This is a genomic window from Frigoribacterium sp. CFBP 13605 (genome assembly GCF_014839405.1).
Lineage (GTDB): Bacteria > Actinomycetota > Actinomycetes > Actinomycetales > Microbacteriaceae > Frigoribacterium.
This window is the reverse complement of record NZ_JACYNS010000006.1, coordinates 35,628-61,907: the sequence shown is the minus strand read 5'-3', so window position 1 is coordinate 61,907 and position 26,280 is coordinate 35,628. Positions and strand designations below refer to the sequence as shown.

The 26,280-nt window shown below is 71.2% G+C and carries 22 protein-coding genes; 12 read left to right on the top strand and 10 right to left on the bottom strand.

The window, feature by feature from the left end:
• Positions 1–98: 98 nt before the first annotated feature.
• Together IFT36_RS03505 and IFT36_RS03500 are read right to left on the bottom strand one after the other, a co-directional pair.
• Positions 99–2,813 (bottom strand): hypothetical protein, encoded by a 2,715-nt coding sequence (locus IFT36_RS03505; RefSeq protein ID WP_200412425.1) that lies wholly within the window; start codon positions 2,811–2,813, stop codon positions 99–101.
• A 93-nt stretch (positions 2,814–2,906) separates the two neighbouring features.
• A complete protein-coding gene (locus tag IFT36_RS03500; RefSeq protein ID WP_200412424.1) occupies positions 2,907–4,289 on the bottom strand; it encodes an MFS transporter in 1,383 nt (460 codons plus the stop codon).
• A gap of 215 nt (positions 4,290–4,504) precedes the next feature.
• Between IFT36_RS03500 and dnaK the strand changes: the two genes are divergently transcribed.
• The 5 genes from dnaK to IFT36_RS03475 all read left to right on the top strand — a co-directional run bounded on the left by dnaK (position 4,505) and on the right by IFT36_RS03475 (position 9,917).
• A complete protein-coding gene (gene dnaK, locus IFT36_RS03495) occupies positions 4,505–6,385 on the top strand; it encodes a molecular chaperone DnaK (protein WP_056049689.1) in 1,881 nt (626 codons plus the stop codon).
• An 11-nt stretch (positions 6,386–6,396) separates the two neighbouring features.
• Complete coding sequence (locus tag IFT36_RS03490) at positions 6,397–7,056, top strand: nucleotide exchange factor GrpE (RefSeq protein WP_233568413.1); 660 nt, start codon at positions 6,397–6,399, stop codon at positions 7,054–7,056.
• A gap of 158 nt (positions 7,057–7,214) precedes the next feature.
• Positions 7,215–8,213 carry a DnaJ C-terminal domain-containing protein gene (locus tag IFT36_RS03485; RefSeq protein ID WP_056049686.1) on the top strand — a complete coding sequence of 333 codons (999 nt, stop codon included), beginning with the start codon at positions 7,215–7,217 and terminating at the stop codon, positions 8,211–8,213.
• Between the two features lie 92 nt (positions 8,214–8,305).
• The gene (locus IFT36_RS03480; RefSeq protein ID WP_056049862.1) at positions 8,306–8,713 is read left to right on the top strand and encodes a heat shock protein transcriptional repressor HspR; all 408 of its coding nucleotides are present in this window, start codon (positions 8,306–8,308) and stop codon (positions 8,711–8,713) included.
• 91 nt (positions 8,714–8,804) lie between these two features.
• Positions 8,805–9,917: a class I SAM-dependent methyltransferase gene (locus tag IFT36_RS03475; protein ID WP_159825569.1), complete on the top strand. Its 1,113-nt coding sequence runs from the start codon at positions 8,805–8,807 to the stop codon at positions 9,915–9,917.
• 28 nt (positions 9,918–9,945) lie between these two features.
• Here the strand turns inward: IFT36_RS03475 and IFT36_RS17070 are convergent, their stop codons facing one another.
• From IFT36_RS17070 to IFT36_RS03450, 5 genes are all read right to left on the bottom strand, one after another.
• Complete coding sequence (locus tag IFT36_RS17070; protein ID WP_200412423.1) at positions 9,946–10,494, bottom strand: pilus assembly protein CpaE; 549 nt, start codon at positions 10,492–10,494, stop codon at positions 9,946–9,948.
• A 168-nt stretch (positions 10,495–10,662) separates the two neighbouring features.
• Positions 10,663–11,139 carry a DUF3060 domain-containing protein gene (locus IFT36_RS03465; protein ID WP_192124888.1) on the bottom strand — a complete coding sequence of 159 codons (477 nt, stop codon included), beginning with the start codon at positions 11,137–11,139 and terminating at the stop codon, positions 10,663–10,665.
• 97 nt (positions 11,140–11,236) lie between these two features.
• A complete protein-coding gene (locus tag IFT36_RS03460) occupies positions 11,237–11,698 on the bottom strand; it encodes a DUF3060 domain-containing protein (protein WP_192124886.1) in 462 nt (153 codons plus the stop codon).
• Positions 11,698–12,123: a hypothetical protein gene (locus tag IFT36_RS03455; RefSeq protein ID WP_192124884.1), complete on the bottom strand. Its 426-nt coding sequence runs from the start codon at positions 12,121–12,123 to the stop codon at positions 11,698–11,700. Before IFT36_RS03455 ends, IFT36_RS03460 begins: the two co-directional genes overlap by 1 nt.
• Positions 12,124–12,275: 152 nt before the next feature.
• Positions 12,276–14,975: an Ig-like domain-containing protein gene (locus tag IFT36_RS03450; protein WP_192124882.1), complete on the bottom strand. Its 2,700-nt coding sequence runs from the start codon at positions 14,973–14,975 to the stop codon at positions 12,276–12,278.
• 176 nt (positions 14,976–15,151) lie between these two features.
• Between IFT36_RS03450 and IFT36_RS03445 the strand changes: the two genes are divergently transcribed.
• Together IFT36_RS03445 and IFT36_RS03440 are read left to right on the top strand one after the other, a co-directional pair.
• Entirely contained in the window at positions 15,152–17,344 is a 2,193-nt protein-coding gene (locus IFT36_RS03445; RefSeq protein ID WP_200412422.1) for an ATP-dependent Clp protease ATP-binding subunit, read from the top strand.
• Positions 17,345–17,362: 18 nt separating this feature from the next.
• Positions 17,363–17,986 (top strand): phosphoribosylanthranilate isomerase, encoded by a 624-nt coding sequence (locus IFT36_RS03440; protein ID WP_056049650.1) that lies wholly within the window; start codon positions 17,363–17,365, stop codon positions 17,984–17,986.
• A gap of 72 nt (positions 17,987–18,058) precedes the next feature.
• Here IFT36_RS03440 and IFT36_RS03435 read toward each other — a convergent pair whose 3' ends face one another.
• A complete protein-coding gene (locus tag IFT36_RS03435; RefSeq protein ID WP_307785014.1) occupies positions 18,059–19,105 on the bottom strand; it encodes a threonine aldolase family protein in 1,047 nt (348 codons plus the stop codon).
• A gap of 206 nt (positions 19,106–19,311) precedes the next feature.
• Here IFT36_RS03435 and IFT36_RS03430 point away from each other — a divergent pair, with 206 nt between their 5' ends.
• Together IFT36_RS03430 and IFT36_RS03425 are read left to right on the top strand one after the other, a co-directional pair.
• Positions 19,312–19,776 carry a hypothetical protein gene (locus IFT36_RS03430; RefSeq protein ID WP_055978226.1) on the top strand — a complete coding sequence of 155 codons (465 nt, stop codon included), beginning with the start codon at positions 19,312–19,314 and terminating at the stop codon, positions 19,774–19,776.
• Positions 19,777–19,821: 45 nt separating this feature from the next.
• The gene (locus tag IFT36_RS03425; protein ID WP_200412421.1) at positions 19,822–20,742 is read left to right on the top strand and encodes an AEC family transporter; all 921 of its coding nucleotides are present in this window, start codon (positions 19,822–19,824) and stop codon (positions 20,740–20,742) included.
• 45 nt (positions 20,743–20,787) lie between these two features.
• Here IFT36_RS03425 and IFT36_RS03420 read toward each other — a convergent pair whose 3' ends face one another.
• Positions 20,788–21,624 carry an exodeoxyribonuclease III gene (locus tag IFT36_RS03420; protein WP_055978282.1) on the bottom strand — a complete coding sequence of 279 codons (837 nt, stop codon included), beginning with the start codon at positions 21,622–21,624 and terminating at the stop codon, positions 20,788–20,790.
• A gap of 122 nt (positions 21,625–21,746) precedes the next feature.
• On the opposite strand from IFT36_RS03420, the gene pyrE reads away from it, so the two are divergent.
• Together pyrE and IFT36_RS16860 are read left to right on the top strand one after the other, a co-directional pair.
• Positions 21,747–22,298 carry an orotate phosphoribosyltransferase gene (gene pyrE, locus IFT36_RS03415; RefSeq protein WP_200412420.1) on the top strand — a complete coding sequence of 184 codons (552 nt, stop codon included), beginning with the start codon at positions 21,747–21,749 and terminating at the stop codon, positions 22,296–22,298.
• On the top strand, positions 22,295–24,634 hold the full coding sequence (locus tag IFT36_RS16860; RefSeq protein WP_200412419.1) for a septum formation family protein: 2,340 nt from the start codon (positions 22,295–22,297) through the stop codon (positions 24,632–24,634). Before pyrE ends, IFT36_RS16860 begins: the two co-directional genes overlap by 4 nt.
• A gap of 46 nt (positions 24,635–24,680) precedes the next feature.
• On the opposite strand, the gene IFT36_RS03405 is transcribed toward IFT36_RS16860, so the two are convergent.
• The gene (locus IFT36_RS03405; protein ID WP_055978234.1) at positions 24,681–25,493 is read right to left on the bottom strand and encodes an HAD-IIA family hydrolase; all 813 of its coding nucleotides are present in this window, start codon (positions 25,491–25,493) and stop codon (positions 24,681–24,683) included.
• Positions 25,494–25,567: 74 nt separating this feature from the next.
• Between IFT36_RS03405 and IFT36_RS03400 the strand changes: the two genes are divergently transcribed.
• Positions 25,568–26,212 carry a TrmH family RNA methyltransferase gene (locus IFT36_RS03400; protein WP_200412418.1) on the top strand — a complete coding sequence of 215 codons (645 nt, stop codon included), beginning with the start codon at positions 25,568–25,570 and terminating at the stop codon, positions 26,210–26,212.
• The last annotated feature ends 68 nt before the right edge of the window (positions 26,213–26,280 follow it).

Below are 26,280 nucleotides of genomic sequence, written 5' to 3'. Positions count from 1 at the left end.
GCCGGGCGCATCGGCGTCGGGGACGGGGGAGGGCCGGCCCCGCGGGTGCGGAGCCGGCCCTGGTGGTGCTGGTGCTGGTGTCGGTACTGGTGGTGGTGTCAGCGTCCGGTGACGAAGTCGATCCCTGTGGTGGTCTTCGTCGTGCCGTCGGTGGCCTTCTGCTCGAAGGTCAGCTGGTAGGTCGTGCCGGCGGGCCCGACGTAGCGGTCGAACGCGAACGCGCCGGTGGACGAGGCGGTGGTGCTGCCGAACGGCGTGCCCCACTGGTTCTTGCCGACGACCGTGGCGAAGGGCGTGGCGGTGCCCCGGAACGTCACGGTCCGGTGGGCCTCGCTGATGCCGCCGTCACGGATGACCGGGGACGAGATCTGCACGTCGACGAGGTCGTCCTTCTGGTGCGTCAACGTCAGGGTCGCCCGTTGCTCGTCCGTTCCGTGGGTCGCGACGAAGGTCAGGACGTAGCCGGGGTTCGTCGGTCCGAGGTTGCGCGAGAACGCCCAGGTGCCGTCGCTGCCGATGGTCGCCTTGCCCATCTGGGTGCCCCACTGGTTGGTGGAGACGAGCTGGGCGCCGACGGTGCCCGTGCCGGTGAAGCGGGCGATGCCCTCGCGGTAGGAGTCGCCGTCCACGTGGCTGGTGACGGTCAGCGGCCGCGAGGGAGCCTCGTAGTCGAGGTGCAGGGTCACCAGGGTGGGCGCACCGGTGGTGGGCGTCATCGTGAAGGTGATGTCGTAGCCGGCGCTGGTCGGGCCGAGGTTGCGGCTGAAGCTCCAGTCGCCGTCCTCGTCCACGCGGGTCGAACCCATGGGCGTGCCCCACTGGTTGGCGGCGGTCACGCGGGCGTCGGGCGTGCCGCGGCCGGCGAAGGTCGCGATGCCGGTGGTGTAGCGGCCACCGTCGGTGTGGCTGGTCACGGTGAGGTCGGTCAGGTCTTCGTCGTCGGAGTCGTCGGAGCCGTCGGAGCCGTCGGACACGGTGAACGAGCGCGTCGAGGTCAACGGCGCGAGGGTCCGCCAGTAGGGCGTCTCGGTGACCGTCATGGTCTGCGGGCCGGACGTCAGGGGCGCCTCCAGCTCGCAGGTCCAGGTCCCGTCGCTCCCGACGAACGCGGCGCAGGCCTCGCCGGCACGCGCCAGGTCGGTCGCGATCGCGATGCGGGACCCGGGGATGCCCTCGCCGGTGATCGAGGTCATGTCGGTCGAGATGGTCTCGCCCTCGGCGATCGAGGTCACCTCGAGGGGGAACGTCTCGGGAGCCGAGTTCTTCTCGGTCGCCTCGACCGTGATCGTGGTGGCCTCGGACAGCTCGCCGTTCCGGACGGTGTAGAGGTCGACGTCCTGCCCGGCGAACGAGGTCGGGATGCGCAGGATGTACGCGCCGTTCCAGGTGGACTCGGTCGCCACGACGAACTCACCGTCGATCTGGGCGATCACCGTCGGCACGAGGTACTCGTCGGCGAAGTACGAGGTGGTGCCCTGGACGTAGAAGGTGCTCGACTCCTCGGAGATGCCGTGCATCAACGGGGCCGAGAGCGGTGAGCCGGCCGGGGCCTCGAGCGGCGTCAGGTCGATCTCGAGGGAGTCGCCGTCGCCGTCGCCGTCGTGGGACAGCCCCGTGATGGTCGCGGTCCGCCCGGCCAGCGACCCGTCGAGCAGGAACGAGAACCGGCCGTGCTGCCCGCGGAGACGGGTCTCGCTGTGGTCGCCGACGTCGATGCGGGCCTGGCCGGCCCCGTGGATGATCGTTCGGACGGTCAGGCGGCCGTCGGGGCCCTCGGTCACCGACGACAGGAGGGGGGTCGAGGGGCGACCCGGAGTCCCGGGGTCGGGCATGGTGTCGGCGACGGAGAACGCCGTCCCGGTGGTCTGCTTCGGTGCCGCGGCCCAGGCGGGCGTCTCGGTCACGACGGTGTCGTAGCTGCCGGCCGGCAGCGTCGGCGACGTGCAGCTCCAGTCGCCCAGCGACGAGACGCGGGTCTCGCAGAGCGTGGAGGAGGCGCGGTTCGTCTTCTCGTCGCGCGTCACGACGATCTGCGAGTTCGGGATGCCGGTTCCGGCGAAGGTCGCTTCGGGAGTCGCCAGCACGTCGCCCGCTGTGGGTGACTCGACGTCGAGCGGGTGGACGTCGGAGGCGGTGTTGCGCCCGGTCGGGACGAGCGCGACCTGGGCCGTCCCGCTGGCGTGGCCCTGGTAGTAGGCCGTCACGTCGATGACCTCGCCGGCGCGCGAGGCGGGCACGGTGAGCGAGAACGACCCGTTCTCGGACGGGAAGTCCCACGACATGCCCGACCGGTTGGCCCACACCTCGGTCTTCGAGAAGAGATCGGGGTGGTGCGCCACCGTGCCCTCGATCACGAGGTGGTCGTCGTCGTACTGGCTGACCCCGTGGATGACGGGCGTGCCGGGCGCCTCGTCCTCGCCCTCGGCGTACTGGGTCTCGAGGACGAAGTCGACCTCGACCCGACCCTGCGGGGTGTACGAGATCAGCGTGGCCTTCTTGCCCCGGTCGGCGACGTCGACGAGCGTGGCGAAGCGGTCGTTCCAGACGGCGGCGCCGTGGCTGCCCCCTCCCTCGACGATGATTCCCGCGAGTCGCGCGCCCGGCGCCATGCCGGCGACGGACAGCTTGTCGCCCTCGCTCGGTTGGACGAACGCGATTCGGGGTGCGGACGGGGCCGTGGTCGACGCGGACGGGGCCTCGGCCGAGGCCTGGTCGGTGATGGTGGGGGCCGCGTGTGCTGCGGCGGGGGAGAGGGTGCCCACGGCGAGGGCCGCGAGGCCGACGGCGGTGAGGCCTGATCTGATCGTGCTCATGTCTTCTTCCGGATGGGGGAAAGGGAAGACCGATCGGGGCGGCCGAGAGATACTTTACATTCCACCTCTCGTTTTGGCGACTCCGAGCACGCCTCAGTCGATCGAGCGCTGCACCCCCTTCACCGGCAGCATCAACACGAGTCCGGCGAGCAGGACGAGCGCGATCCCGACGATCCCGAAGCGGGTGTCGCCCGTCGCGCTCACGAACAGGGTGAACAGCCCGGGGGCGAGGAAGCTCACGGCTCGCCCGGTCGTCGCGTAGAGCCCGAAGATCTCGCCCTCGCGCCCGGGCGGCGTCACCCGGGCGAGGAACGACCGGCTCGCCGACTGGATCGGCCCGACGAAGAGCGCCAGGGCGAGGCCGAACACCCAGAAGAGGTTCGTCGCGGTCCCGATCGCGAGCACCGCGAAGGCGGCGATCACGAGCCCCACCAACGACGCGACGATGATCGCCTTGGCCCCGAGCCGGTCGTCGAGCCAACCCCCGACGAACGTGCCGGTGCCCGCGACGAGGTTCGCCCCGACGGCGAAGTAGATCACCATGCTCGGCGTGAAGCCGAAGACCTGGGCGGCGATGATCGCCCCGAAGGTGAAGACGGCGGCGAGGCCGTCTCGGAAGACGGCGCTGGCCAGCAGGAACAGCAGCACCTGGCGGTTGGTGCGCCAGAGCTTGGCGATCGTCGACCCCAGGAGGCGGTACGAGCGCCACAAGCCCACCCGGGCCCGTGCGGCGGTGGCGGGCAGCTCGGGCACCGACAGCAGGACCGGCACCGCGAAGACCGCGAACCACGCCGCGGCGACGACGATCGACAGGCGGACGTCCCACGCGCCTCCTTCCGTTCCCGTGGCGACGCCGAACAGGCCGCCGCGTCCCTCGACGCCGAAGCTCTGCAAGAAGGCGACGAGCAGCAACAGCAGCAGGACGATGCCGCCGACGTAACCGAGGCCCCAGCCGAACCCCGACACCTTCCCGATCGTCCCCGGCGTCGAGACCTGCACGAGCATGGCGTTGTAGTTGACGCTCGCGAACTCGAAGAAGAGGTTGCCGACGGCGAGCAGGGCCGCGCCGAAGACGAGGTACCCGGGCGCCGGGGCGACCAGCACCATCGCGGCCATGGCCAGCACCACGAGACCGGTGTTGATGGCGAGCCAGAGCTTGCGGTGCCCGGAGCCGTCGCTGCGCTGGCCGAGCACCGGCGCGAGCAGCGCGATCAGCACCCCCGCGATGGTCAGGGCGGTCGAGATGACCGTCGCGTTCTCGGCCTTGGCCAGCACCAGGGCCGGGTTGCGCGCGTCGTCGCCGGCCGCCGCCACTATCTCCGGATCGACGAAGGCGCCGGACGCCAGGTAGGTGCTGAAGACGAACGAGGTCACCACGGCGTTGAAGGCGGCGGAGCCCCAGTCCCAGAGGGCCCACGAGAGCACCCGGCGGCGGGGGATCGGGTCGGCGTCGGCGAGCGTCTGCGCTGCGGTCATGGGGGTCAACCTAGTGGGCGTCCGTGGCCGAGGGGGGGCGCGCCTCCTCGTCCGGCGTGGGCGCGGCGACCCTCTCACGAGAGTTGAGTCTTTCTGGCTCAACTTTCAGGTTCGCCGCTTGACCTCGTCGGCAGGGCGAGTAAAGTTGAGCCTGGCCGACTCAAGGCCGGCCCCCACAGGTTTCCGCAACATCGCACCACGAAGGAGAAAAGCACATGGCACGTGCAGTAGGAATCGACCTCGGTACCACCAACTCGGTCGTCAGCGTCCTCGAGGGTGGCGAGCCCACCGTCATCGCGAACGCCGAGGGCCTGCGCACGACCCCCTCGGTCGTCGCCTTCACGAAGGACGGCGAGGTGCTGGTCGGCGAGACCGCGAAGCGCCAGGCCGTCACCAACGTCGACCGCACCATCGCGTCGGTCAAGCGCCACGTCGGCACCGACTGGAAGGTCGAGATCGACGACAAGAAGTACACCCCGCAAGAGATCAGCGCGCGCATCCTGGGCAAGCTCAAGCGCGACGCCGAGCAGTACCTGGGCGAAGAGGTCACCGACGCCGTCGTGACCGTCCCCGCGTACTTCAACGACTCCGAGCGCCAGGCCACCAAAGAGGCCGGCGAGATCGCGGGCCTGAACGTCCTGCGCATCATCAACGAGCCGACCGCCGCGGCGCTCGCCTACGGCCTCGACAAGGGCAAGGAAGACGAACTCATCCTGGTCTTCGACCTCGGTGGCGGAACGTTCGACGTCTCGCTGCTCGAAGTGGGCAAGGACGAAGACTTCTCGACCATCCAGGTGCGCAGCACCTCGGGTGACAACCGCCTCGGTGGCGACGACTGGGACAACCGCATCGTCGAGCACCTCATCAAGAAGTTCAAGGACGCCCACGGCGTCGACCTCTCGACCGACAAGATCGCCAAGCAGCGCCTCAAAGAGGCCGCCGAGCAGGCCAAGAAAGAGCTGTCGTCGAGCACCTCGACCAGCATCCAGCTGCCGTACCTCACGCTGACGGCCGACGGCCCGCTCAACCTCGACGAGACCATCTCGCGCTCGCAGTTCGAGCAGTGGACGAGCGACCTGCTCGACCGCACCAAGAAGCCGTTCAACGACGTCATCAAAGAGGCGGGCGTGAAGGTGGGCGACATCGCCCACGTCGTGCTCGTCGGTGGCTCGACCCGCATGCCCGCCGTGACCGAGGTCGTCAAGCAGCTCACCGGTGGTCAGGAGCCCAACAAGGGCGTCAACCCCGACGAGGTCGTCGCCGTGGGCGCCGCCCTGCAGGCCGGCGTGCTGAAGGGCGAGCGCAAGGACGTGCTGCTCATCGACGTCACCCCGCTCAGCCTCGGCATCGAGACCAAGGGTGGCGCGATGACCAAGCTCATCGAGCGCAACACGGCCATCCCGACCAAGCGCAGCGAGACCTTCACCACGGCCGACGACAACCAGCCGTCCGTCGCGATCCAGGTCTTCCAGGGCGAGCGCGAGTTCACCCGCGACAACAAGAACCTCGGCACCTTCGAGCTGACCGGCATCGCCCCGGCCCCCCGCGGCGTCCCGCAGATCGAGGTCACCTTCGACATCGACGCCAACGGCATCGTGCACGTGTCCGCGAAGGACAAGGGCACCGGCAAGGAGCAGTCGATGGTCATCTCGGGCGGCTCGTCGCTGTCGAAGGACGACATCGAGCGCATGGTGCGCGAGGCCGAGGAGAACGCCGCCGAAGACAAGGCGCGTCGCGAGGCCAACGAGACCCGCAACTCGGCCGAGCAGCTCGTCTACTCGATCGAGAAGCTGATCAAGGAGAACGACGAGAAGCTGCCCGCGGACGTCAAGTCCGAGGTCCAGGCCGACGTCGACTCGCTCAAGTCCGCCCTCGCCGGCGACGACGAGTCCGCGATCAAGCCCGCCTTCGACAAGCTCAACGAGAGCCAGCAGAAGCTCGGCCAGGCGATCTACTCGCAGAGCCAGGCCGACCAGGCCGGCGCTGCCGGTGCGGCCGGTGCCGAGGGTGCTCCCGCCGACGGCCAGGCCCAGGGCGACGACGAGGACATCGTCGACGCCGAGGTCGTGGACGACGACGACAACGACAAGAAGTAGAGGCGGTCGGCATGACTGACGACAACAAGACGCCCGACGACGAGCCGCGTCCCGCGACCCCGTCCGAAGACGGCGGCACGGCCGACGTGGTCGAGCCCGACGAGCTCGTCGACGCCGAGGCTCCCGACGTCGAGACCCCGGCCGACGCCGAGGCCCCGGCCGGGGCCAAGGCCGCCGCCGAGTCGATGGCCGAGGCACCCGAGGGCACCGAGACGCTGAGCGCCGACGACGAGGCGATCCTCGACGCGGCCAGTGCCGACCTGGTGGCCGACATGCGACAGGACATGCTGCGGGCCCAGGCCGAGCTGGTGAACTTCCGGAGGCGCGTCGAGCGTGACCGCGAGGCCAACCGCGAGGCCGTGGTGGCCGAGGTCGTCCGTTCGCTGCTGCCGGCGCTCGACGACCTGGCCCGTGCCGAACAGCACGGCGACCTGGCCGAGGGCCCGATGACCGTCATCGCGCAGAAGATCCGCGGGGGGCTCGACAAGTTCGGCCTGGCGCAGATCGGCGCGAAGGGTGACGTCTTCGATCCCAGCAAGCACGACGCCCTCGTCCAGCTGCCGAGTGCCGACGTCACGGTCAACACCGTGGCCGACGTGATCGAGCCGGGCTACACGATCGGCGACCGGGTCATCCGGGCCGCCAAGGTCGCGGTGCACACCCCCCAGTAGCACCCCGGTGACGGGCGGCCCCCGGGCTGCCCGTCACCACCCCCCTGCGACGCGAGTCGCGATCGGCGGTGGGCTCCTCGACGAGGTGCCCACCGCCTCCCCCGTTCTCTTCCGGTCGCTGCCAGGCAGCGACCTCCAGTCAAGGAAGGAGGTGCCGCATGGCGAGTCAGGACTGGTTCGACAAGGACTTCTACGCCGTCCTCGGTGTCTCCAAAGACGTCACGCCCGCCGAGCTCAAGAAGGTCTACCGCAAGCTCGCGCGCAAGTACCACCCCGACTCCAACCCCGGCGACGCGGCCAGCGAGGCGAAGTTCAAAGAGATCAGTGAGGCCCACTCGGTGCTCTCCGATCCCGAGCAGCGTCGCGAGTACGACCAGGTGCGCGCCATGGGCGGCGGTGCCCGCTTCGCGGCCGGCAGCGGCGGCCCCGGAGGCGCGGGCGGCGGCTTCGAGGACGTCTTCGGCGGCATGTTCAACCAGGGCGGACAGCGCACGCAGTTCCGCCAGGGCGGCGGTGGCGGCGGCTTCGACGACATCTTCGGCGGCATGTTCGGCGGTGGTGGCTTCGGCCAGACCAGCGGCGGCTACCGCGGCTTCGGCGGCCCGCAGAAGGGCCGCGACATGACGGCCACGACGACCCTCGACTTCCAGACCGCCATCGTCGGCGAGACCATCACGCTGCAGGCCTCGAACGGCAAGCCGATGAAGGTCCGCATCCCGGCCGGCGTGCACGACGGCCAGAAGATCAAGCTGCGCGGTCGCGGCGAGCAGAGCCCCGACGGCGGCGAGGCCGGCGACATGGTGCTGACCGTCGCCGTTCGCAAGCACCCCGTCTTCGAGCTCGACGGCAAGAACCTGCGTCTCGACGTACCGGTCACCTTCGCCGAGGCGACGCTCGGTGCGACCATCGAGGTGCCCACCCTGGGCGGCGACCCCGTGCGTCTGCGCGTCGCACCGGGCACGCCCTCGGGTCGCGTCCTGCGCGTCAAGGGGCGCGGCGTGCACGCCAAGGACGGCGTCGGCGACCTGCTCGCCACCGTCCAGGTCGCGGTGCCCGCGCACCTCAACGACAAGGCGCGCGAGGCCGTCGAGGCCCTGGCCGCCGCGCTGCCGGCCGAGAACCCGCGCGACGACCTGATCGCCCGCGCCCGGGCCTGACGAGACCGACCCGACCCGCGCCTCCTCGGCGGCAGGCCACGAGCGACGAGACAGGAGACGAGATGGACCGACCGGACCCCACCCAGTGGCCGATGGACGAGCACTCGCCCCTCTTCGCGATCGCGACCGCCGCCGAGCTCTCGGGCCTGCACGCGCAGACCCTGCGGCAGTACGACCGGCTCGGCCTGGTCGTCCCGCAGCGCACCGCGGGCAAGTCGAGGCGCTACTCGATGCGGGACGTCGTCCAGTTGCGAGAGATCGCCCGACTCGGCGGCGAGGGCATCTCGCTCGAGGGCATCAAGCGCATCCTCGAACTCGAGAACCAGGTCACCTCGTTGCAGTCCCGGGTGCGCGAGCTCGAACGGGCCCTGGCCGACGAGATGGTCAACCGGCCCGGCGCCCGGGTCTTCGCCGCGGGCGAGAGCGGCGTCGTGCCGCTGCGACACGGCACCCGCCCGTCACGGCAGACCTCGGTCGTCGTCTGGCGGCCGCTGCGCTGACGCGCGGCCCCGAGAGGTCGCGACCCGCAGCGCGCACCGGGAGGTGGGCGGCAGGTCGTGACAGGTCGGCCGCGCGGACTAGCGTTGGCGGGTGATCGACTTCGAGCAGCTGCGCCGGTGGCCCGACATCGAGGCCCCCGAACTCGTCGCGCACGACGCCAGCGACCGGCTGCTGCTCGACACCGCCGACGAGGCGCTCGCCGACCACCCCGAGGCCGTGACCGTCATCGGCGACCGCTACGGCGCGCTGAGCCTCGGGGTCGCGGCCCTGTCGCCCGGCACCCCCGTCCGCGTGCACCAGGACGCCCTCTCGGGCGAACGCGCGCTCGACGCCAACGCCGGCCGCCTCGGTCTCGCCACGACGTGGTCGCACCACGGTCTCGACGAGGCCCTCCTCGAGGGCGCGCGGACGGTGCTGCTGCAGCTGCCCCGAGGGCTCGACGCGCTCGACGAGATCGCGGGGTCGATCGCCCGGTACGCCCACCCCGACGTCCGCGTCCTCGCCGGGGGACGCGTCAAGCACATGACCCTCGCGATGAACGACGTCCTGGCGCGCCACTTCGGCGAGGTGACCGCCGGGCTGTCCCGCCAGAAGTCCCGGGTGCTGACCGCGACGACCCCGACCCCAGGAGGCGCGCTCGGCTGGCCGCGCACCTCGCGTCACGGCGACGTGGTCGTCGTCGCCCACGGTGCGGCGTTCGCGGGCACCTCGATCGACGTCGGCACCCGAGCGCTGCTCGCCGTCCTCGACCGCGCGGCTCCCGAGGCCCGGGACGTCGTCGACCTGGGGTGCGGCACCGGAGTGCTCGCCGCCTCCTTCGCCCTCGCCCGACCGGACGCCCGGGTGGTCGCCACCGACCAGTCGTGGGCGGCGGTCGAGTCGGCGCGGGCCACCATGACGGCGACCGGCGTGGCCGATCGGGTCGTCGTGTCGCGCGACGACGCCGGGTCGTCGTTGCCCGAGGCCTCCGCCGACGTCGTGCTGCTGAACCCGCCGTTCCACGTCGGGGCGACGGTGCACACGGCCATCGCCCACAAGCTGTTCGAGGCGGCCGCCCGTCTGCTGCGCCCGGGCGGCGAGCTCTGGTGCGTGTGGAACTCGCCCCTCGGCCACCGGCCGGTCCTCGAGCGCGTCGTGGGACCGACCACCCAGGTGGCCCGTGACCGGCGGTTCACGGTGACGCGGTCGGTCCGTCGGGGCTGACCCGGGGCGGGGCCCGGGTCGGGTCCTGTCAGCGGGCCTCGGCCTCGGTCTCCACCTCGACCTCGTCGAGGCGCAGCGACGCGTCGATGTAGGCGAGCAGGGCGTGCGCGTAGGCGTCCTCGGCGACGGAGGCGCGGTGCCGGAGGTCCGTGTCGCCTCCCGTCGGGCGGGTGGTCACCTCGTAGACGGTCCCGCCACCGTCTCGGTCACCGCTGATGTCGGGGTCGCCGCCTGGGTTCGTGGTGATGTCGCTGTCGCTGTCGCTGCCGGGGCGGGAGCCGGTGTCGACGTGTCGCGCCAGCCCGCGGAACACGGGGCCGAGGAGCTCGCGCAGCTGGTCCTCGCGGGGCAGCCACAGGCTGTCGTCCGCGGCCACCGAGTCCAGGGCCCACTCGGTGGTGCCGTTGAAGCCGAGTTCCGTGCCCGTGGGGTACTCGTGGACCTCGATGGTCATGTCGCTGAGCGTGAAGACGTCGCCGTCGAATCCCGGGGTCTCGATGACGAAGCGGTCTCCGGCGCGGGGCCGCCAGCGGAGTCCGGCATCGCGCAGGCGGCGGGCGAGGGCGTGGTCGAGCATCGGCCCATGATGCACCGTCGAAGTGGGAGGGAGCGTCGGGGTGCCGACCCGCACGGGTCCGCGCCCGTTTGCTCGGGCTCGGGCTCGGGCTCGGGCTCGGGCTCGACTCGGACTCGGGCTTGGGCTCGGATGCGCGCGTGCGGCGGAGGGCCTGTCCGGTCCGCCGCGTCAGCGAGTGGTGACGACGTTGCCCGTGCCGTCGGTGTTGAGCAGGGGTTGCAGGTCGTCGTCGAGCCGGATGGTGTTGTCGTCACCCATCGCGTCGACCTGGTCGACGCGGGGCACGTCGACGGTGTTGCGGTCGCCCATGACGACCACGACCCGGGTCGGACCGAGGGTCAGCTCGGCGTCGCTGCCGTTGACGATGACGGTGTCGCAGCCGTCGGGCAGGGTCTTCGTGCGGGGTTCGCCGTCGCCGAACTGCATCCAGGCGAAGCCGTCGACGCACGTGTCGTCGGCGGGATCGGTCGCCGTCGAGTCGCTGCCCGCGATGGAGGGGCCGCCCGCTGGCGGTGCGGTGGCGGTCGACGTGGTGGTCGCGGAGGGGCCCGGGTCGATCGTCGAGGAGGCGCTCGTGCAGCCGGCGAGGGCCGCGCCGAGGGCGATGGCCGTCGCGAGGCTGACCAGGGTCGCGGTCGTCGTCATGGGGTGCTCCGGGGTGGGGATGGAGGGTGGGCGGTGCGGTTCGGGGCGTCAGCGCATGAAAGGGCAGGTCCAGCCAGAGGCTGGACCTGCCTCCCGGTCACTCCGCGGCGGGTTCGGCCGCGGCGGTGACGGTGTTGTCGTGGCCCAGGTCGTCGACGGCCGGGGCCTCGCCGGCGTGGTGGACCGTGTTGCGGTCCCCGGCGAGCTGCACGGTGCCGACGTCCTGCACCGAGACGGTCACGTCGGAGCCTTCGACGACGAGCGTGCCGACCTCGTCGAGCACGACGGTGCCGGTCGAGCCGACGATCGAGACCAGGTCGCAGCTGCTCGTGTCGAGCGAGGGCGCGTCGTCGTCGATGGCGCCGAGGTCGACCAGCATGAAGCCGTCGTCACAGCTGCCGACGGGGGCGGCCTCCAAGCTTGCGGTGCTGGTCGTGGTCGTGGTCGGGCTCGGTGTCGCGTCGTTCTCGGCGGACGAGCACGCCGAGAACGAGAGGATCATCGTGGCCGCGACCAGGGCGGCGGCGGTCGGTCCGCGTCGGGGGAGGAGGGCGACCATCAGCGGGCGGTGACGGTGTTGTCGAAGGTGCCGTTCTCATTGACGGTCGGGGCGGCCCCGGTGTGGCTGACGGCGTTGCCGTCGCCGGCGAAGTCGACCGTGCCCACGGCACCGGCCGTGACGGTGACGCCCTGGCCCTCGACCACGAGGTGACTCACGTCGGCGAGGGTGACGGTGCCGTCGCTGCCCACCACGTTGACGCTGTCGCAGGGCTCGGTGAAGGTGACCTCGGGGGTGTCCTCGTCGAGGACGACGACGGCGTTGCCGTCGATGCAGGTCTCGGTGACGGCGGGTTCGGGGGTGACCTCGGCGAGGGGCGTCGTCTCGGCCTCCGCCTCGGTGCTGGTGGCGTTCGAGGTGCAGCCGGCGAGGGCGGCGACGAGCACGACGCCGAGGGCGGCTGTCCGCAGGGTGGAGGTGCGCATGGTGGTTCCCTTCGGGAGGTGGGGGGACGGTGCGGGGCGTCGGCTCGGGATGCGGCCGGCGGATGGTTTGGGGGGGCCGGGGAGACACCGTGTCGGTGCCTCCCCGGCGGGGTGGTGCGGTGTCGCTGTGGTGCGGGTGTCGCGGTGTGGTGCTAGTTGCCGCTGGGGTGCCAGGCGAAGCCGCTGATCGGGTCACCCGTCTGGCCGTCGAGGGCCTTCTGGGTGATGTTCAGCGTGTAGTTGTGGCTGGGGCCCCAGGCACGGCTGAAGGACCAGTTGCCCTGGGCGTCGGCCTGGACCTCGCGGTAGACCGTGGAGCTCGTGGCGGAGCTGACGGTGACGGTGGCGAACGGCGTGGCGGTACCGGTGAAGGTGGCGGCCACCCCGTTCTCGTAGGTGTCGCCGACCGCGGGGCTGGTCAGGACGAGGGGGGCGAACCGGGGCGCCTTGACGTTGACCGTGGTCTCGGTGGTCGACTTGTCGGGGTTCGTCTGGGTGACCTTGATGGCGTAGTCGTTCGCCGGGCCCCAGTTGCGCTCGGGCAGGGCCCAGTTGCCTTCGGAGTCGACCTCGGCCTGGCCCATGGGCACGTTCCAGTTGTTCGTGGCGTTGACGGCCCGGACGGTGGCGCCGGGGGTGCCGGTGCCCTCGAGGACGTTCATGCCGGGACGGTAGGTGTCACCGTCGGCGATGCTCGTGACGGCCACGGGGACGTTCGTCGCGCGGTAGTCGAGGTGGATCAGCTGACGCTGGACGTCGCCGCCCTTGGTGGCGACGAAGGTGATGTCGTAGCCGGCCGAGGTGGGCCCGAGGTAGCGGTTGAAGCTCCAGGCGCCCTCGAGGTTCGCGCTCGTGCTGCCCATGGCGGTGCCCCACTGGTTCGTGGCGGTGATGGCGGCCTGGGGGGCTGCGGTGCCGCGGAACGTGGTGGTGCCCTCGGTGTAGGTGCTGTTGTTCGTCGGGCTGGTGACCTGGAACGCGACGACGTTCTCGTAGTTCAGCTTCAGCGTCACGACCTGGGGGGTGCCCACCTGGGGCGTGGCGGTGAAGGTGATGAGGTAGCCGGCGGTGGTGGGGCCGAGGTTGCGGTTGAAGGCCCAGGTACCGTCGGCGGCGTTGGCGGCGCCCATCGGGGTGCCCCACTGGTTCTTCGCGGTCACGGTCGAGCCGATCGGTGCGGTACCGCGGAAGGTGGTCACGCCTGCTTCGTAGAACTGGTCGTTCACGTGGCTCGTGACGCTCAGGGGCAGTTCTGCGGCCACGCGGTTGATGGTGTGGGTGACGCGCTGCACGTCGTCGCCTGCCGTCTGGGTGACGACGAGGTTGCTCGTGCCGAGGCTGAGCCCGCGGTTCGGGGTGATGGTCCACTCGCCGTCGACGACGGTGCCGGTCCCGATGATGCTGTTGGGCCCGTAGCCGATGGTGACGGTGGCGCCGTCCTGTCCGTGACCGGAGAAGACCGGGCGGCTGGTCGTGACCGTGGAGCCTGCTTCAGGGGTCTCGACAGTCGGGGCGACGATTACGGGGGGCTGTTCGCCGTTCTCGGGGTTGAGGGTCACCGTCGAGAGGGTGGTGTTGTTGCCCTTGCCGGACTGGGTGGCCTCGAGGACGTGCTTGCGGTCGTCGACGTTGGTGGTGCGGATGGTGAACTGGCCGTTGGCGAGCACCTGGGCGGTGCCGAGGACGGTACTGCGGCCCTCTTCGCGGACGACGACCTGGGCGCCGACCTCGCCGGTGCCGCGGATGGTGACGGGGCCGCCGTCGTGGGCCATGCCCTCGACGGGAGCGGTGATCTGGACCGCGGCGCCGTAGGCGACGGAGACGATGATCTCGCCCGTGGCCTCGTCGTCGATCTCTTGGTGGACGCGCACGTCGTAGTCGCCGCCGGCGTTCGGGGCGCTGATCGGGGTCGACCACGTGCCCGAGCCCAGGCGGGCCTCGGTGCGGGTGATCTCGTCGCCGTTCACGTCACGGATCACGATCGTCGCGCCGGGCTGCGCAGTGCCGGAGAGCACGGCGTTCTGGCCGAGGTCGGCCGGGAACGACCCCACACCGGTCACGGGGGCGACCTTCAGCTCGGCGTCGAGGGTGGTCTCGCCGGTCTTGACGGTGTCCTCGTACTGCTCGAGGGTCACCGGGTTCGACCCGAGCTTGAGGTCGATGAGTTCGTAGGACCACGTGCCGTCGGTACCGGCCTGGACCTGGTCCTCACCGTTGATCACGACGTACGCGGCGGGCACGGCCCAGCCCGAGATGCGGGCGGTGCGGTTCGGGATGTCGACCGAGTCGACCTTCGCGGACAGACCAGCTTCGACGCCTTCGAACTCCGCAGCGGGGCCACTGCCACCCATGGCGAAGTAGGAACGCTTGTACGCGTCGACGTAGCGGACGGTGTTCGTGACGTACTGGCCACTCTGGCGGTTCACCATCCGGCCCTGCGCGTCCAGACTCCATTCCGTGTTCGTGCCGCTGCAGGATTTGGTGTGCAGCGTGTCGCCCCCGGTCATGGGGAAGATGCTGAGGCACTCGCCCGTGGCTGATCCGTCCCTGACGACCGCGCGGAACCAACCCTCGCCCGTGGAGTCGATGCGGAGCCCGGCCGAGGCCGCGTCAGCGGCGGCTTTCGTGTCGTACTGCTGGATGTGTGTCGGCGACGAGGGCAGGCCGCCGTAGTACTTGCCGTTGCCGACTGGCGAGACGACCTTGGCGGAGGACCCTGGCACGGGCAGAGCCGTGGTGGAAGCATCCGCCGGGCTCGTCGCCGTTGCCGCCGCAGGTCCGAAGCTGAGACCGGTGACGATCGTGGCTGCGGCGAGCCCGATCGCGCCGGTGCGCTTGAGAGTTTTCTTCATGTGTGAGAGGTGTTCTTTCATGTCTGGGCAGCGCGATGCGCCGCCAGGCGAACAGATAGTGAAATGTTAGACACAAAACAAGGCATGCACAACATGACAAGTGCGAGGGCTTGCGATCCGGGCGTGTCGGCGTAAACTTGAGCCAGCTCCACTCAAGTTTCGAGAAAGGCACATCCATGGCGAACATGCAGGGCGCTCCGGCTTCCGACGAGAAGCAGAAGTCGGCGCTCGAGAAGTACGGCGTCGACCTCACCGCCATCGCCCGCAGCGGCAAGCTCGACCCCGTCATCGGCCGCGACGCCGAGATCCGTCGCATCAGCCAGGTGCTCACCCGCCGCACCAAGAGCAACCCCGTCCTGATCGGCGAGCCCGGCGTCGGCAAGACCGCCGTCGTCGAGGGCCTCGCCCAGCGCATCGTCGAGGGGGACGTCGCCGACAGCCTGAAAGACAAACGCCTGATCAGTCTCGACCTCGCCGCCCTCGTCGCCGGGGCCAAGTACCGCGGCGAGTTCGAAGAGCGCCTGAAGGACGTGCTCAAAGAGATCACGAAGAGCGACGGCCAGGTCATCACCTTCATCGACGAGTTGCACACCCTGATGGGTGCCGGCGGGGGCGAGGGCTCGGTCGCCGCCTCGAACATGCTCAAGCCGATGCTCGCCCGCGGCGAGCTGCGCCTCATCGGCGCCACCACCCTCGACGAGTACCGCCAGTACATCGAGAAGGACGCCGCCCTCGAGCGCCGCTTCCAGCAGGTCTACGTCGGCGAGCCCAGCGTCGAGGACACCGTCGCGATCCTCCGCGGGCTCAAGGAGCGGTACGAGGCGCACCACGGGGTCACGATCACCGACGGCGCCCTGGTGGCCGCCGCCTCCTTGTCCAACCGCTACATCCCCAGCCGTCAGCTACCCGACAAGGCGATCGACCTCGTCGACGAGGCGGGCTCACGCCTCAAGATGGAGATCGACTCGTCGCCCGTCGAGCTGGACCAGCTCTACCGGGGCCTGGTGCGCCTCCAGATCGAAGAGCTGGCCCTCAAGAAGGAGACGGACGACGCCTCGCAGGCGCGTCTCGCCACCCTGCGCGAGACCATCGCCCAGCAGCAGGCCGCCTACGACGACCTCGACGCCCGGTGGCAGGCCGAGAAGGCCGCGCTGCAGGGCGTCGGCACGCTGCGCAGCGACCTCAACGACGCCCGCATCGACGCTGACCGTGCCCTGCGCGAAGGGCGCTACGAAGATGCGGCGCGCATCAGTTACGAGCGCATCCCCGACATCGAGAAGCGCCTCGCCGATGCCGAGTCGTTCGAGAAGTCCGGCGACCGGCTGGTCAGCGACTCGGTCACCGATGCCGACATCGCCGAGGTCGTCGCGGCCTGGACCGGCATCCCGGTCGGTCGTCTGCTCAGCGGCGAGACCGAGAAGCTGCTGCACCTCGAGAGCGAACTCGGGAGGCGCCTCATCGGTCAGAAGGCCGCCGTCCAGGCCGTCAGCGAGGCGGTGCGTCGCACCCGCGCGGGCATCAGCGACCCCGACCGCCCGACCGGTTCGTTCCTCTTCCTCGGCCCCACCGGGGTGGGCAAGACCGAGCTCGCCAAGGCCCTCGCCGACTTCCTCTTCGACGACGAGAAGGCGCTCGTCCGCATCGACATGAGCGAGTACGGCGAGAAGCACAGCGTGTCCCGCCTCGTGGGCGCGCCTCCCGGGTACGTGGGCTACGAAGCCGGTGGTCAGCTGACCGAGGCCGTGCGTCGTCGCCCGTACAGCGTCGTGCTGATGGACGAGGTCGAGAAGGCCCACCCCGAGGTCTTCGACGTCCTGCTGCAGGTGCTCGACGACGGCCGGCTGACCGACGGGCAGGGCCGAACCGTGGACTTCCGCAACACGATCCTGGTGCTGACGTCGAACCTCGGCTCGCAGGTCATCACCGATCCCGGCCTCAGCGACCCCGAGAAAGAAGAGCTGGTGCAGGGCCTGGTGCGCCAGGCGTTCAAGCCCGAGTTCGTCAACCGGCTCGACGACATCGTCGTGTTCTCGACCCTCAGCACCGACGACCTCGGCCAGATCGTGTCGCTCTACGTCGACCGCCTCGGACGACGGCTCACCGATCGCCGCCTCGCGCTCGCCGTCACCCCCGACGCGCGGGCCTGGCTCGCCGACCGCGGCTACGACCCGATCTACGGCGCCCGGCCGTTGCGCCGCCTCATGCAGCGTCAGATCGACGACAAGCTCGCGATGGCGCTGCTCGGGGGCGAGATCGCCGACGGCGACACCGTGCGGGTCGACGTGGCCGACGGGGGCGAGGGGCTGACGGTCGTGCGGCACGACGTCGGCGAGCCCACGCCCGGCGACCTGGACGACCTGCCCGCCTGAGCCCGGCAGACTGGAACCATGCGCACCTGGGTGAAGATCTGCGGCCTGTCCACGCCCGAGACGGTCGACGCCGCCGTCGAGGCCGGGGCCGACGCCGTGGGGTTCGTCTTCGCGGCCGGCAGTCCGCGCACGATCGATCCCGAGGGTGCACGCGCGTTGGCGGCGCGCGTGCCGGCGGGCGTCGAGACCGTCGGCGTGTTCCGCGGGCAGGGCATCGAGACGGTGCTCGAGTCGGCCCGCGCCTCCTCGGTGTCGACCGTCCAGCTGCACGGCGACGAGACCCCGGCGGACGTTGCCGCCGCCCATGCGGCGGGCTTCCGGGTGATCCGTGCCGTCAGCGCCGCCGTCTACGCGGCCGAACCCGAGGAGGCGCGGGTCGCCTTCCGAGAGGACGCCCTGCTCCTCGACGCGATCGACCCCGGTGCCGGCGCCACCTTCGACGTCGGGCCGCTGCTGTCGGCGCCGCCTGCCCGGGAGTGGCTGCTGGCCGGCGGGCTCACCTCGGACAACGTCGCCGGGCTGCTGGCCGGACTCCGACCCCATGGTGCCGTCGGGGTCGACGTCAGCTCGGGCGTCGAGTCGTCGCGCGGCGTGAAGAGCGTCGACCTGATCCGTGCGTTCGTCGAGGCCGCCCGAGCCTGAGCGAACCCGGCCGGAGCGGACCTGGCCTGACCCGACCTGGCCTGACCCGACCTGGCCTGAGCGGACCCGGCCTCAGCCGACGAGCGTGCGGGCGTCCTCGACGAACCGGTCGACGTGCGCCTCGGTGGTGTCGAAGGAGCACATGAGTCGCACCTCGCCCGTGGCGCGGTTCCAGTCGTAGAAGTGGTGCGCGGCGCGAAGGGGTTCCACGGCCTCGGGCGGCAGGACGACGAAGACGGCGTTGGCGTCGACCGCCTGGGTGACCGTGACGCCCGGCAGGGTGGCCAAGCCGGCGGCGAGACGCGCGGCCATCGCGTTGGCCCTCGTCGCTGACCGCAGCCAGAGGTCGCCGTCGAGCATCGCCAGGAACTGTGCCGAGACGAAGCGCATCTTCGAGGCCAACTGTGCGTCCATCTTGCGCAGGTAGACCAGGCCGGCCCGCGCCTCCTCGGAGAAGGTCACGACCGACTCGCCCAGCACCAGGCCGTTCTTCGTGCCGCCGAACGAGACCGAATCGACGCCCGCGTCGCGCGTGATCGCGCGGAGCGGGACGCCGAGGGAGGCGGCGGCGTTCGCCAGGCGTGCGCCGTCGAGGTGCACCCGCATGCCGAGCGTGTGCGCGTGGTCGGTCACGGCCCGGATCTCGTCGGGCGTGTAGACCGTGCCGAGCTCGGTGCTCTGCGTGATCGTGACCGCCAGGGGCTGCGGGCGCTGCTGGTCGCCCCAGCCGTAGGCCTGCCGGTCGATCAGCTCGGGCGTGAGCTTGCCGTCGGGGGTCGGCACGGTCAACAGCTTGATGCCGCCCAGGCGTTCGGGAGCGCCGCCCTCGTCGGTGTAGACGTGCGCGGTCGTCGCGCAGATCACGGCCGCCCAGCGCGGGGTGAGGGCCTGGAGGGCCGCGACGTTCGCACCGGTGCCGGTCAGCACGGGGTCGATGGTCGCCCCCTCGCCGAACGTCTCGACGACGACCTCGGCCAGCCGCTGCGTGTACGGGTCGGCGCCGTACGAGCCGACGTGGCCGCCGGCGGCGTCGACGATCGCCTGCAGCACCTCGGGGTGGGCTCCGGCGTAGTTGTCGCTGGCGAACGTGTGGACCGAGGGATCGTGGAGGCGCGTCACCCGTCGATTCTGCCCGACGGCCGGGTCCCGGGGTGTCAGGAGGCGCGGGGGCGCAGGGGAGTGCAGGGCCTGTTCCGAACGGTGACGGCCGCAACGTCTTGTGCAATGTAAATGTCACACGTAGAGTAGTACGTGACGCATCGTCGACTCGATGTCCCGCCCGGTCGGACCCGCCGGGCGCTCCTTCCACCCCGAGAGGCCCCGTCATGCTGTTCGCCCACGCCCCGAAGCTCGTCCTCGCCGGTCCGTACCCGGTGATCCGTCCCGTCGCCGATCGGGCGGCGGCACTCGACGCCGAGGTCGTCGTGCTCTCGTGCGAGATGGCGACCCCGATCGACGACGTCGTCGGCTTCGACTGGGCCGTGGTGGCCGTCGACGCCGCCACCCCGACGGCGGTACAGCTCGACCGTGCGGTCGACAGCCTCGCGGACGGCCTGCGTCGCGGTGCCCTCGTCGTCGTCGCGTCGGATCGCCCGGTCGCCCAGGCGGCGAGGCGTTTCGCCGACGACCTCGCCCGCGCCAGCGGGCTCCCGACCGGCGAGGCGTTCGCCGTCGCCGCGTGCGAGGCGGGTGTCGTCACCTGGGCCGTCGACGCCCAGGCCGAGGACGAGGCGGCGCATCTGCTCGAACGCATCGGCGCCCCGGTGGGGGACGGCGTGCCCGTGGCCTGACCCGGTCGTCCCGCCGGCCCCCGGGGCGTGCGACAGGATGGACCCATGGGTGGAGTGCTGATCGGGTTCGCGATCATCGGCGTGATCATCGTGACCGGCTACGTCGTCGGTCGCATCGACCTGCTCGGAGAATCCGGCCACCGGGTGCTCTCGCGCCTCGTCTTCTTCGTCCTCACGCCCTGCCTGCTGTTCTCCACCATCTCGCAGGCCGACGTCCACGTGCTGTTCTCGCGGTTGTTGGTGGTCTCGGCGCTCGCCTCGCTCCTGGCCGCCGTCCTCTCGGTCGTCGTCCTGACGTTCGTCCTCCGACGCAGTGCGGCGCAGACGGCCATCGGGACGATGGGTGGCGCCTACGTCAACGCGAACAACATCGGCCTGCCCGTGGCGACCTACGTGCTGGGCAGTGCCACCTTCGTCGCCCCCGTCCTGCTCTACCAGCTGCTCGTGCTCACGCCGATCGTGCTCGCCGTCATGGACACCGTGACGAACCGCGGCAGCAGCCTCGGGCGCACCATCGCCCGACCGTTCACGAACCCCCTGCTGATCGGGTCCGCCCTCGGTGTGCTCGTGGCGGTCACCGGCCTCGAGATCCCCCAGGCCGTCCGCGAGCCGTTCGAGTTGGTGGGCGGTGCCGCGGTGCCGGTCGTCCTGCTGTCGTTCGGCATGTCGTTGTACGGCTCGAAGCCGTTCCAGGCAGGGCAAGGGCGCGCCGACATCGTCGTCGCCGTCGTCCTCAAGCTCGTCGTCATGCCGGTCGCGGCCTGGCTGCTCGGGGCGTTCGTCTTCGACTTCGACCGCGACGAGCTCTTCGTGGCGGTCGTGCTGGCCGGTCTGCCGTCGGCCCAGAACGTCTTCAACTACGCCCAGCGCTACCAGACCGGGGTCGTCGTCGCCCGAGACACGGTCTTGGCGACGACCATCCTCTCGGTTCCCGTGCTGGTGCTGGTGGCGGCGTTGCTCGCCTGACCCGCGCCTCCTGGCGTCGAGAGGCCGGGTGAGGCTGCGCAGGCGTCAGAAGATCATCGGGCGGTCGTCGTCGAGCTCGGTCTCGAGGTCGAGGTCGACGACCACGGGGACGTGGTCGCTCGGGGCGTCGCCCTTGCGCTCGTCGCGGTGGATGGCCGCGGACGTCACGAGGCCGTCGAAGGCCTTCGAGCCCAGGATGAAGTCGATGCGCATGCCCTCGTTCTTGGGGAAGCGCAGCTGCTTGTAGTCCCAGTAGGTGTAGCCCTCGGGCAGGCGCGAGCGGACGACGTCGGTCAGGCCGACCTCCTCGAAACGGAAGAAGGCGTCGCGCTCGGGCTGGCTGACGTGGGTGTGGCCCTCGAAGACCGACATGTCCCACACGTCGGTGTCGAGCGGTGCGACGTTCCAGTCGCCCATCAGGGCCAACGGCTGGTCGGGGCGCGCGGCGAGCCAGGCCTCGGTCTCGGCGGCGAGCTTCGAGAGCCAGTCGAGCTTGTAGTCGTAGTGCGGGTCGCCCAGTTCGCGGCCGTTGGGCACGTAGAGGCTCCACAGGCGGACGCCCTCGACCGTGACGCCGATCGCCCGCGCCTCCTTGGGCTGGTCGGGGCCTTCCTGGCCCTTGGCGAAGCCCGGCTGCGACGGGAAGGTGATCTCGACGTCCTCCATCGGCAGGCGGCTGACGAACGCGACGCCGTTCCACTGGCTGAGCCCGTGCAGTTCGACCTCGTAGCCGGCCTCGCGGAAGGCGTCGTAGGGGAACTGCTCGGGCTTGCACTTGATCTCTTGCAGTCCCGCGACGTCGACGTCCTCACGGACGAGCCAGTCGACGACCCTGCCCACTCGAGCCCGGACGGAGTTGACGTTGTAGGTCGCGACGCGCATGCCGACCACGGTACCGGGCCGGCACCGGCGGGGTCCGAGGCCGCCGCCGTCCACCGATGGGGCGTCGAGCCGTGTCCGCCCGCCCCGACGTTCGGAGCCCGCCTGCTCTACCATGGGTCACCGTGACCGACGCACGCACGCAGCTCATCGACTACATCGGCTCCGAGGCCGTCTTCCACGGCGACTTCACGCTGACCAGCGGCAAGAAGGCGACGTACTACATCGACCTCCGCAAGGTCAGCCTCGACCACCGCGTCGCGCCCTTGATCGGCCGGGTCATGGTCGACCTGATCGACGAGGTGCCCGACGTGTTCGCGGTCGGTGGCCTGACGATGGGCGCCGACCCGATCGCCGCCGCCGTGCTGCACCAGGGCGTGGCGCTCGGCAAGGACTACGACGCCTTCGTCGTCCGCAAGGAGCCCAAGGACCACGGCCGTGGCAAGCAGGTCGAGGGCCCGGACCTCGAGGGCAAGCGGGTCGTCGTGCTCGAGGACACCTCGACGACCGGTGGTTCACCCCTCGCCGCCGCCAAGGCCCTCGAGGCCGTCGGGGCCGAGATCGCCGCCGTCGCCGTCGTCGTCGACCGCAGCACCGGAGCCCGCGAGGTGATCGAGGCAGCCGGCTACCCCTACTTCGCCGCGATCGGGCTGGAAGACCTCGGGTTGACACCGTGACCGACGACCGGCCCAGGGGCGACGACGGCGACGACGCCGGGCGCGACGACGCCAGCGACTGGCTCGCCGCCCAGTTCGACGGTGCCGACGACGACGACGACACGACCGACACCCCGTCAGGAGGCGCGGGTCGTCTTCCCGACACCGCCCCCGAGGACGTCCCCACCCAGGGGCTCGACCTGCCGCCGGCCACCCGAGCGGTCGACGTCCCCCACGATGACGACGACCCCGAGCGACCGGCTGACCCGGGTGCCGAGCCGCCGTCCGAGGACTCGTCCGTGGTGCCGCCGACGCCGACCCCCTTGCCGTTCGTCGTGCCCGAGTCCCCGGCCGGGACGCCTCCGCCGAAGACGTCAGGCCACCCCCAGGCGCTCGACCTCGGAGCGCTGACGGGGTCCGTGCCTCCGCCGCCCCCGTCGTCCGTGCCCGTTCCCGACGTTCCCGCGCAGCCCGAGTCGCGGCGACCCGAGTCGCCGCGGTCCGACCCCGAGCCCGCTGCGGACGCCGATCACGTCGATCAGGCGTCGGGTCCCGCCGACGTCGAGGAGCGCACCGGCGTGAGCGACGAGCCAGGGCCCTTCACCGCCCTCATCTCGGCACCCCGGGCCGAATCCGCCGAACCCGCGACCTTCGACTGGGATGCTCTGCCCGAGCCCGAGCCCGAGCCCGAGCCCGAGCCCGAGCCCGAGCCCGAGCCCGATCCCGTGCCCGTGCCCGTGCCCGAGCCCGAGCCCGAGCCCGAGCCCGAGCGCCGAGTGGAGCCGGAGTTCCGAGCAGAGCACGAGCCGACGCCCGAGCCGGAGTTCCAGGCAGAGCCCGAGCCAGAGCCGATGCCCGAGCCCGAGCCCGAGGCGGCTTTCCGAGCAGAGCACGAGCCGGCGTCCGAGCCGGAGTTCCGAGCAGAGCCCGGGCCCCAGCCCGGGCCGGCGTCCGATGTCGAGCCCGAGCCCGAGCCGGCCGCCGATTCCCGCGAAGGCGGTGTCGAGGCGCCGTGGTGGGTCGAAGAGCACCACGAGATGACGCGGCGCGAGCGTCGCCTGGCCGAGGCGGCCGCGGCTGCTGCGGCCGCTGCCGCCGCGGTGGCCTCCCGTGGCGGGGTCGAGCCCGGTGTCCCCGGCGTCGCAGCGGTGCCCTCCTCGCCGAAACCGACGCCGACACCGTCTCCCACGACCGAGGCGTCGTCCGTCCCGGAGCCCACGGCCGACTCCGGCTCGAGGGGGGACCGCGAGCCCACCTTCACCGAGATCCTCGGTGTCGTCCCGTCGGGTGCCGGCACCGCGGCCGTCGAGCCGCGGGGCGCACGTCCCGAGAGCGAGCACGAGCCCGAGCACGCGGCGAACGCGGACGATGCCCCCGGCGCCTGGTCGCTGTCCGGCTCGGGCGACGTGCCGCCGTCCGAGGTCGGGCCCGTGCCCGACGTCGAGCGGTCGTCCCGCACCGACCCGGAACCAGACGCCGACGCCGACGCCGACGACGAGGGCCTGGACGACGGGGCCGAGGTGACGACCGCGACCGCGCTGTTCGCGCCTCCTCGTTCCGCCCTCGACGAGCGCGCCGACGTCGACGACCCCGGGGTCGATGCCACGCAGGTGCTGCCCGGCGTCTCGATGAGCGCCACCTCGGCCCTGACGGGTGAGCGGCCCCGCCGTGAGGTCGGCGGAGCCGGCGTGTTCGTGCCGCAGACCCGTCCGGTGGACGAGAGGCCCGCCACCACACCGCGCACGGCAGGCCTGGCCGAGTGGGTCCGGTCGCACAAGGGCTTGGCCGCCGTGGGTGCCGGGCTCGTGATCCTGCTGCTGCTGGTCGCGCTCTTCTTCCTCTCGCGATCGCTCTTCGCCTCCACCGACGACCTGACGAGCGACGCGTCGGCCGCCGCCGCGGCACCGACCGCGGCCCGGACCGTGACGGCTGCGCCGGTCGAGCCCGCCGCCGAGGTCGCCCCGGCCGGGCCGCTCGCGGCAGGCACGCACTCGTACGCCGACCTGCAGGGCGGCGAATGCTTCTCGGCGTTCGAATCGGCCTGGCAGCAGGACTACGAGGTCGCCGACTGTGCGCAGCCGCACGTCGCCCAGCTCACCCGACTGGGCACCCTCGACGGTGACGCGGCCGCGGCCTACCCGGGTGCCGACGTGCTGCAGAGCCAGATGAACCTGCTCTGCACGGGCGCGGACGCGCTCGACCGGCAGGCCGCCGCGGCCTACCCCGACGTGCAGTTGCTCGCGAGCTTCCCGGCCGACGCCGACGCGTGGGCCGCCGGCGACCGCACGTACTCGTGCTTCGTCAACCGCAGCGGCGGCGAACCCCTGACGACCAGCCTCGTCGCCGTCGCGGGCTGACGCGTCGAGGCGGCCCGCGCCTCCGGGGGCCTCAGGTCCGGAGGCCTCAGGCCTCGGACGGCACCACGTCGGACTCGATCGGCTCGCTGCGCACCAGTTCGTGCACCCCGGCCAGGATCTCGTTCGGCCGGAACGGGTAGCGATCGATCTCGGCCTGGTCGCTGATGCCGGTCATCACGAGGATGGTGTGCAGCCCGGCCTCGATGCCGGCCATGATGTCGGTGTCCATCCGGTCGCCGATCATCGCCGTGTTCTCGCTGTGCGCGCCGATGCGGTTCATCGCCGAACGGAACATCATCGGGTTGGGCTTGCCGACGACGTAGGGCTCCTTGTTGGTGGCCTTCGAGATCATCGCGGCGATCGCGCCCGTCGCGGGCAGCACGCCGTCGGCGCTCGGGCCCGTGGCGTCGGGGTTCGTGACGATGAAGCGTGCACCGCCCAGGATGAGCCGCACGGCCTTGGTGATCGAGTCGAACGAGTAGTTGCGCGTCTCGCCCACGACGACGTAGTCGGGGTTCGTCTCGGTCATGATGAACCCCGCCTCGTGCAGGGCGGTGGTCATGCCGGCCTCGCCGATGACGAAGGCCGAGCCGCCGGGCATCTGCGACCGGCAGAAGTCGGCGGTGGCGAGCGCGCTCGTCCAGATGCGCTCCTCGGGCACGTGCAGCCCCGAGGCGCGCAGACGGGCCGCCAGGTCGCGCGGGGTGAAGATCGAGTTGTTCGTCAGCACCAGGTAGGGCGTGCCCTCGTCCTGCCACTGCTGGATCAGTTCGGCCGCGCCGGGCAGGGCGTGGTTCTCGTGGACGAGCACGCCGTCCATGTCGGTCAGCCAGCATTCGACGTCTTCGCGTGCACCCATGGCGCTCACCTTAGCGAGGTGCCCTGACGACGAGGAGGCGCGGGTCGCCTCCGCCCACCGCCTACCCTGGTCGGATGCCCCAGGACGAGTCCCCGACCCCGCCGAGCGACGAACTCACGCACGGGGTGGGCCCCTGGCCCGGCGGCGAGGAGGCCTGGCCCCAGGGGGACCACTTCGACCCGGACTTGCTGCGCGAGGGTGACCGACGCAACGTGGTCGACCGCTACCGGTACTGGACGATGGAGGCCGTGGTGGCCGACATCGACGCGCACCGGCACGGCTTCCACGTCGCCGTCGAGAACTGGCAGCACGACATGAACATCGGGTCGATCGTGCGAAGCGCCAACGCCTTCGCCGCGGACACCGTGCACATCATCGGTCGCCGCCGGTGGAACAAGCGGGGGGCGATGGTCACCGACCGGTACCAGCACGTGCTGCACCACCCGGACGTCGAGACGTTCCTGGCGTGGGCCCGTGAGCAGCGCCTCCCCGTCCTCGCCGTCGACAACGTCGAGGGGTCCGTGCCGATCGAGACGTTCGACCTGCCCGAGCGCTGCGTCCTCGTCTTCGGGCAGGAGGGGCCGGGCCTGTCGCCCGAGGCGCTCGCGGCGGCCGAGGCCGTGCTCGAGATCTCGCAGTTCGGCTCGACTCGCAGCATCAACGCGGCGGCGGCCGCTGCTGTGGTGATGCACTCGTGGGTCGTGCGTCACCGCTTCTGACCCCTCGAGTCGGGTGATCGTTGACCTGACTCATATTTCACACCTATACTCTTGATGATCGGCCTGAG

Bases quoted from the DNA above. Each gene is read 5' to 3' on its own strand.
- IFT36_RS03455 (WP_192124884.1), bottom strand. From the start codon at position 12,123: ATGCGCACCTCCACCCTGCGGACAGCCGCCCTCGGCGTCGTGCTCGTC.
- IFT36_RS03450 (WP_192124882.1), bottom strand. From the start codon at position 14,975: ATGAAGAAAACTCTCAAGCGCACCGGCGCGATCGGGCTCGCCGCAGCC.
- IFT36_RS03465 (WP_192124888.1), bottom strand. From the start codon at position 11,139: ATGACGACGACCGCGACCCTGGTCAGCCTCGCGACGGCCATCGCCCTC.
- IFT36_RS03430 (WP_055978226.1), top strand. From the start codon at position 19,312: ATGCTGTTCGCCCACGCCCCGAAGCTCGTCCTCGCCGGTCCGTACCCG.
- IFT36_RS17070 (WP_200412423.1), bottom strand. From the start codon at position 10,494: ATGCTCGACCACGCCCTCGCCCGCCGCCTGCGCGATGCCGGACTCCGC.
- IFT36_RS03490 (WP_233568413.1), top strand. From the start codon at position 6,397: ATGACTGACGACAACAAGACGCCCGACGACGAGCCGCGTCCCGCGACC.
- IFT36_RS03425 (WP_200412421.1), top strand. From the start codon at position 19,822: ATGGGTGGAGTGCTGATCGGGTTCGCGATCATCGGCGTGATCATCGTG.
- IFT36_RS03445 (WP_200412422.1), top strand. From the start codon at position 15,152: ATGGCGAACATGCAGGGCGCTCCGGCTTCCGACGAGAAGCAGAAGTCG.
- IFT36_RS03505 (WP_200412425.1), bottom strand. From the start codon at position 2,813: ATGAGCACGATCAGATCAGGCCTCACCGCCGTCGGCCTCGCGGCCCTC.
- IFT36_RS03480 (WP_056049862.1), top strand. From the start codon at position 8,306: ATGGACGAGCACTCGCCCCTCTTCGCGATCGCGACCGCCGCCGAGCTC.
- IFT36_RS03460 (WP_192124886.1), bottom strand. From the start codon at position 11,698: ATGGTCGCCCTCCTCCCCCGACGCGGACCGACCGCCGCCGCCCTGGTC.
- dnaK (WP_056049689.1), top strand. From the start codon at position 4,505: ATGGCACGTGCAGTAGGAATCGACCTCGGTACCACCAACTCGGTCGTC.
- IFT36_RS03500 (WP_200412424.1), bottom strand. From the start codon at position 4,289: ATGACCGCAGCGCAGACGCTCGCCGACGCCGACCCGATCCCCCGCCGC.
- IFT36_RS03440 (WP_056049650.1), top strand. From the start codon at position 17,363: ATGCGCACCTGGGTGAAGATCTGCGGCCTGTCCACGCCCGAGACGGTC.
- IFT36_RS03405 (WP_055978234.1), bottom strand. From the start codon at position 25,493: ATGGGTGCACGCGAAGACGTCGAATGCTGGCTGACCGACATGGACGGC.
- IFT36_RS03400 (WP_200412418.1), top strand. From the start codon at position 25,568: ATGCCCCAGGACGAGTCCCCGACCCCGCCGAGCGACGAACTCACGCAC.
- IFT36_RS03420 (WP_055978282.1), bottom strand. From the start codon at position 21,624: ATGCGCGTCGCGACCTACAACGTCAACTCCGTCCGGGCTCGAGTGGGC.
- IFT36_RS03485 (WP_056049686.1), top strand. From the start codon at position 7,215: ATGGCGAGTCAGGACTGGTTCGACAAGGACTTCTACGCCGTCCTCGGT.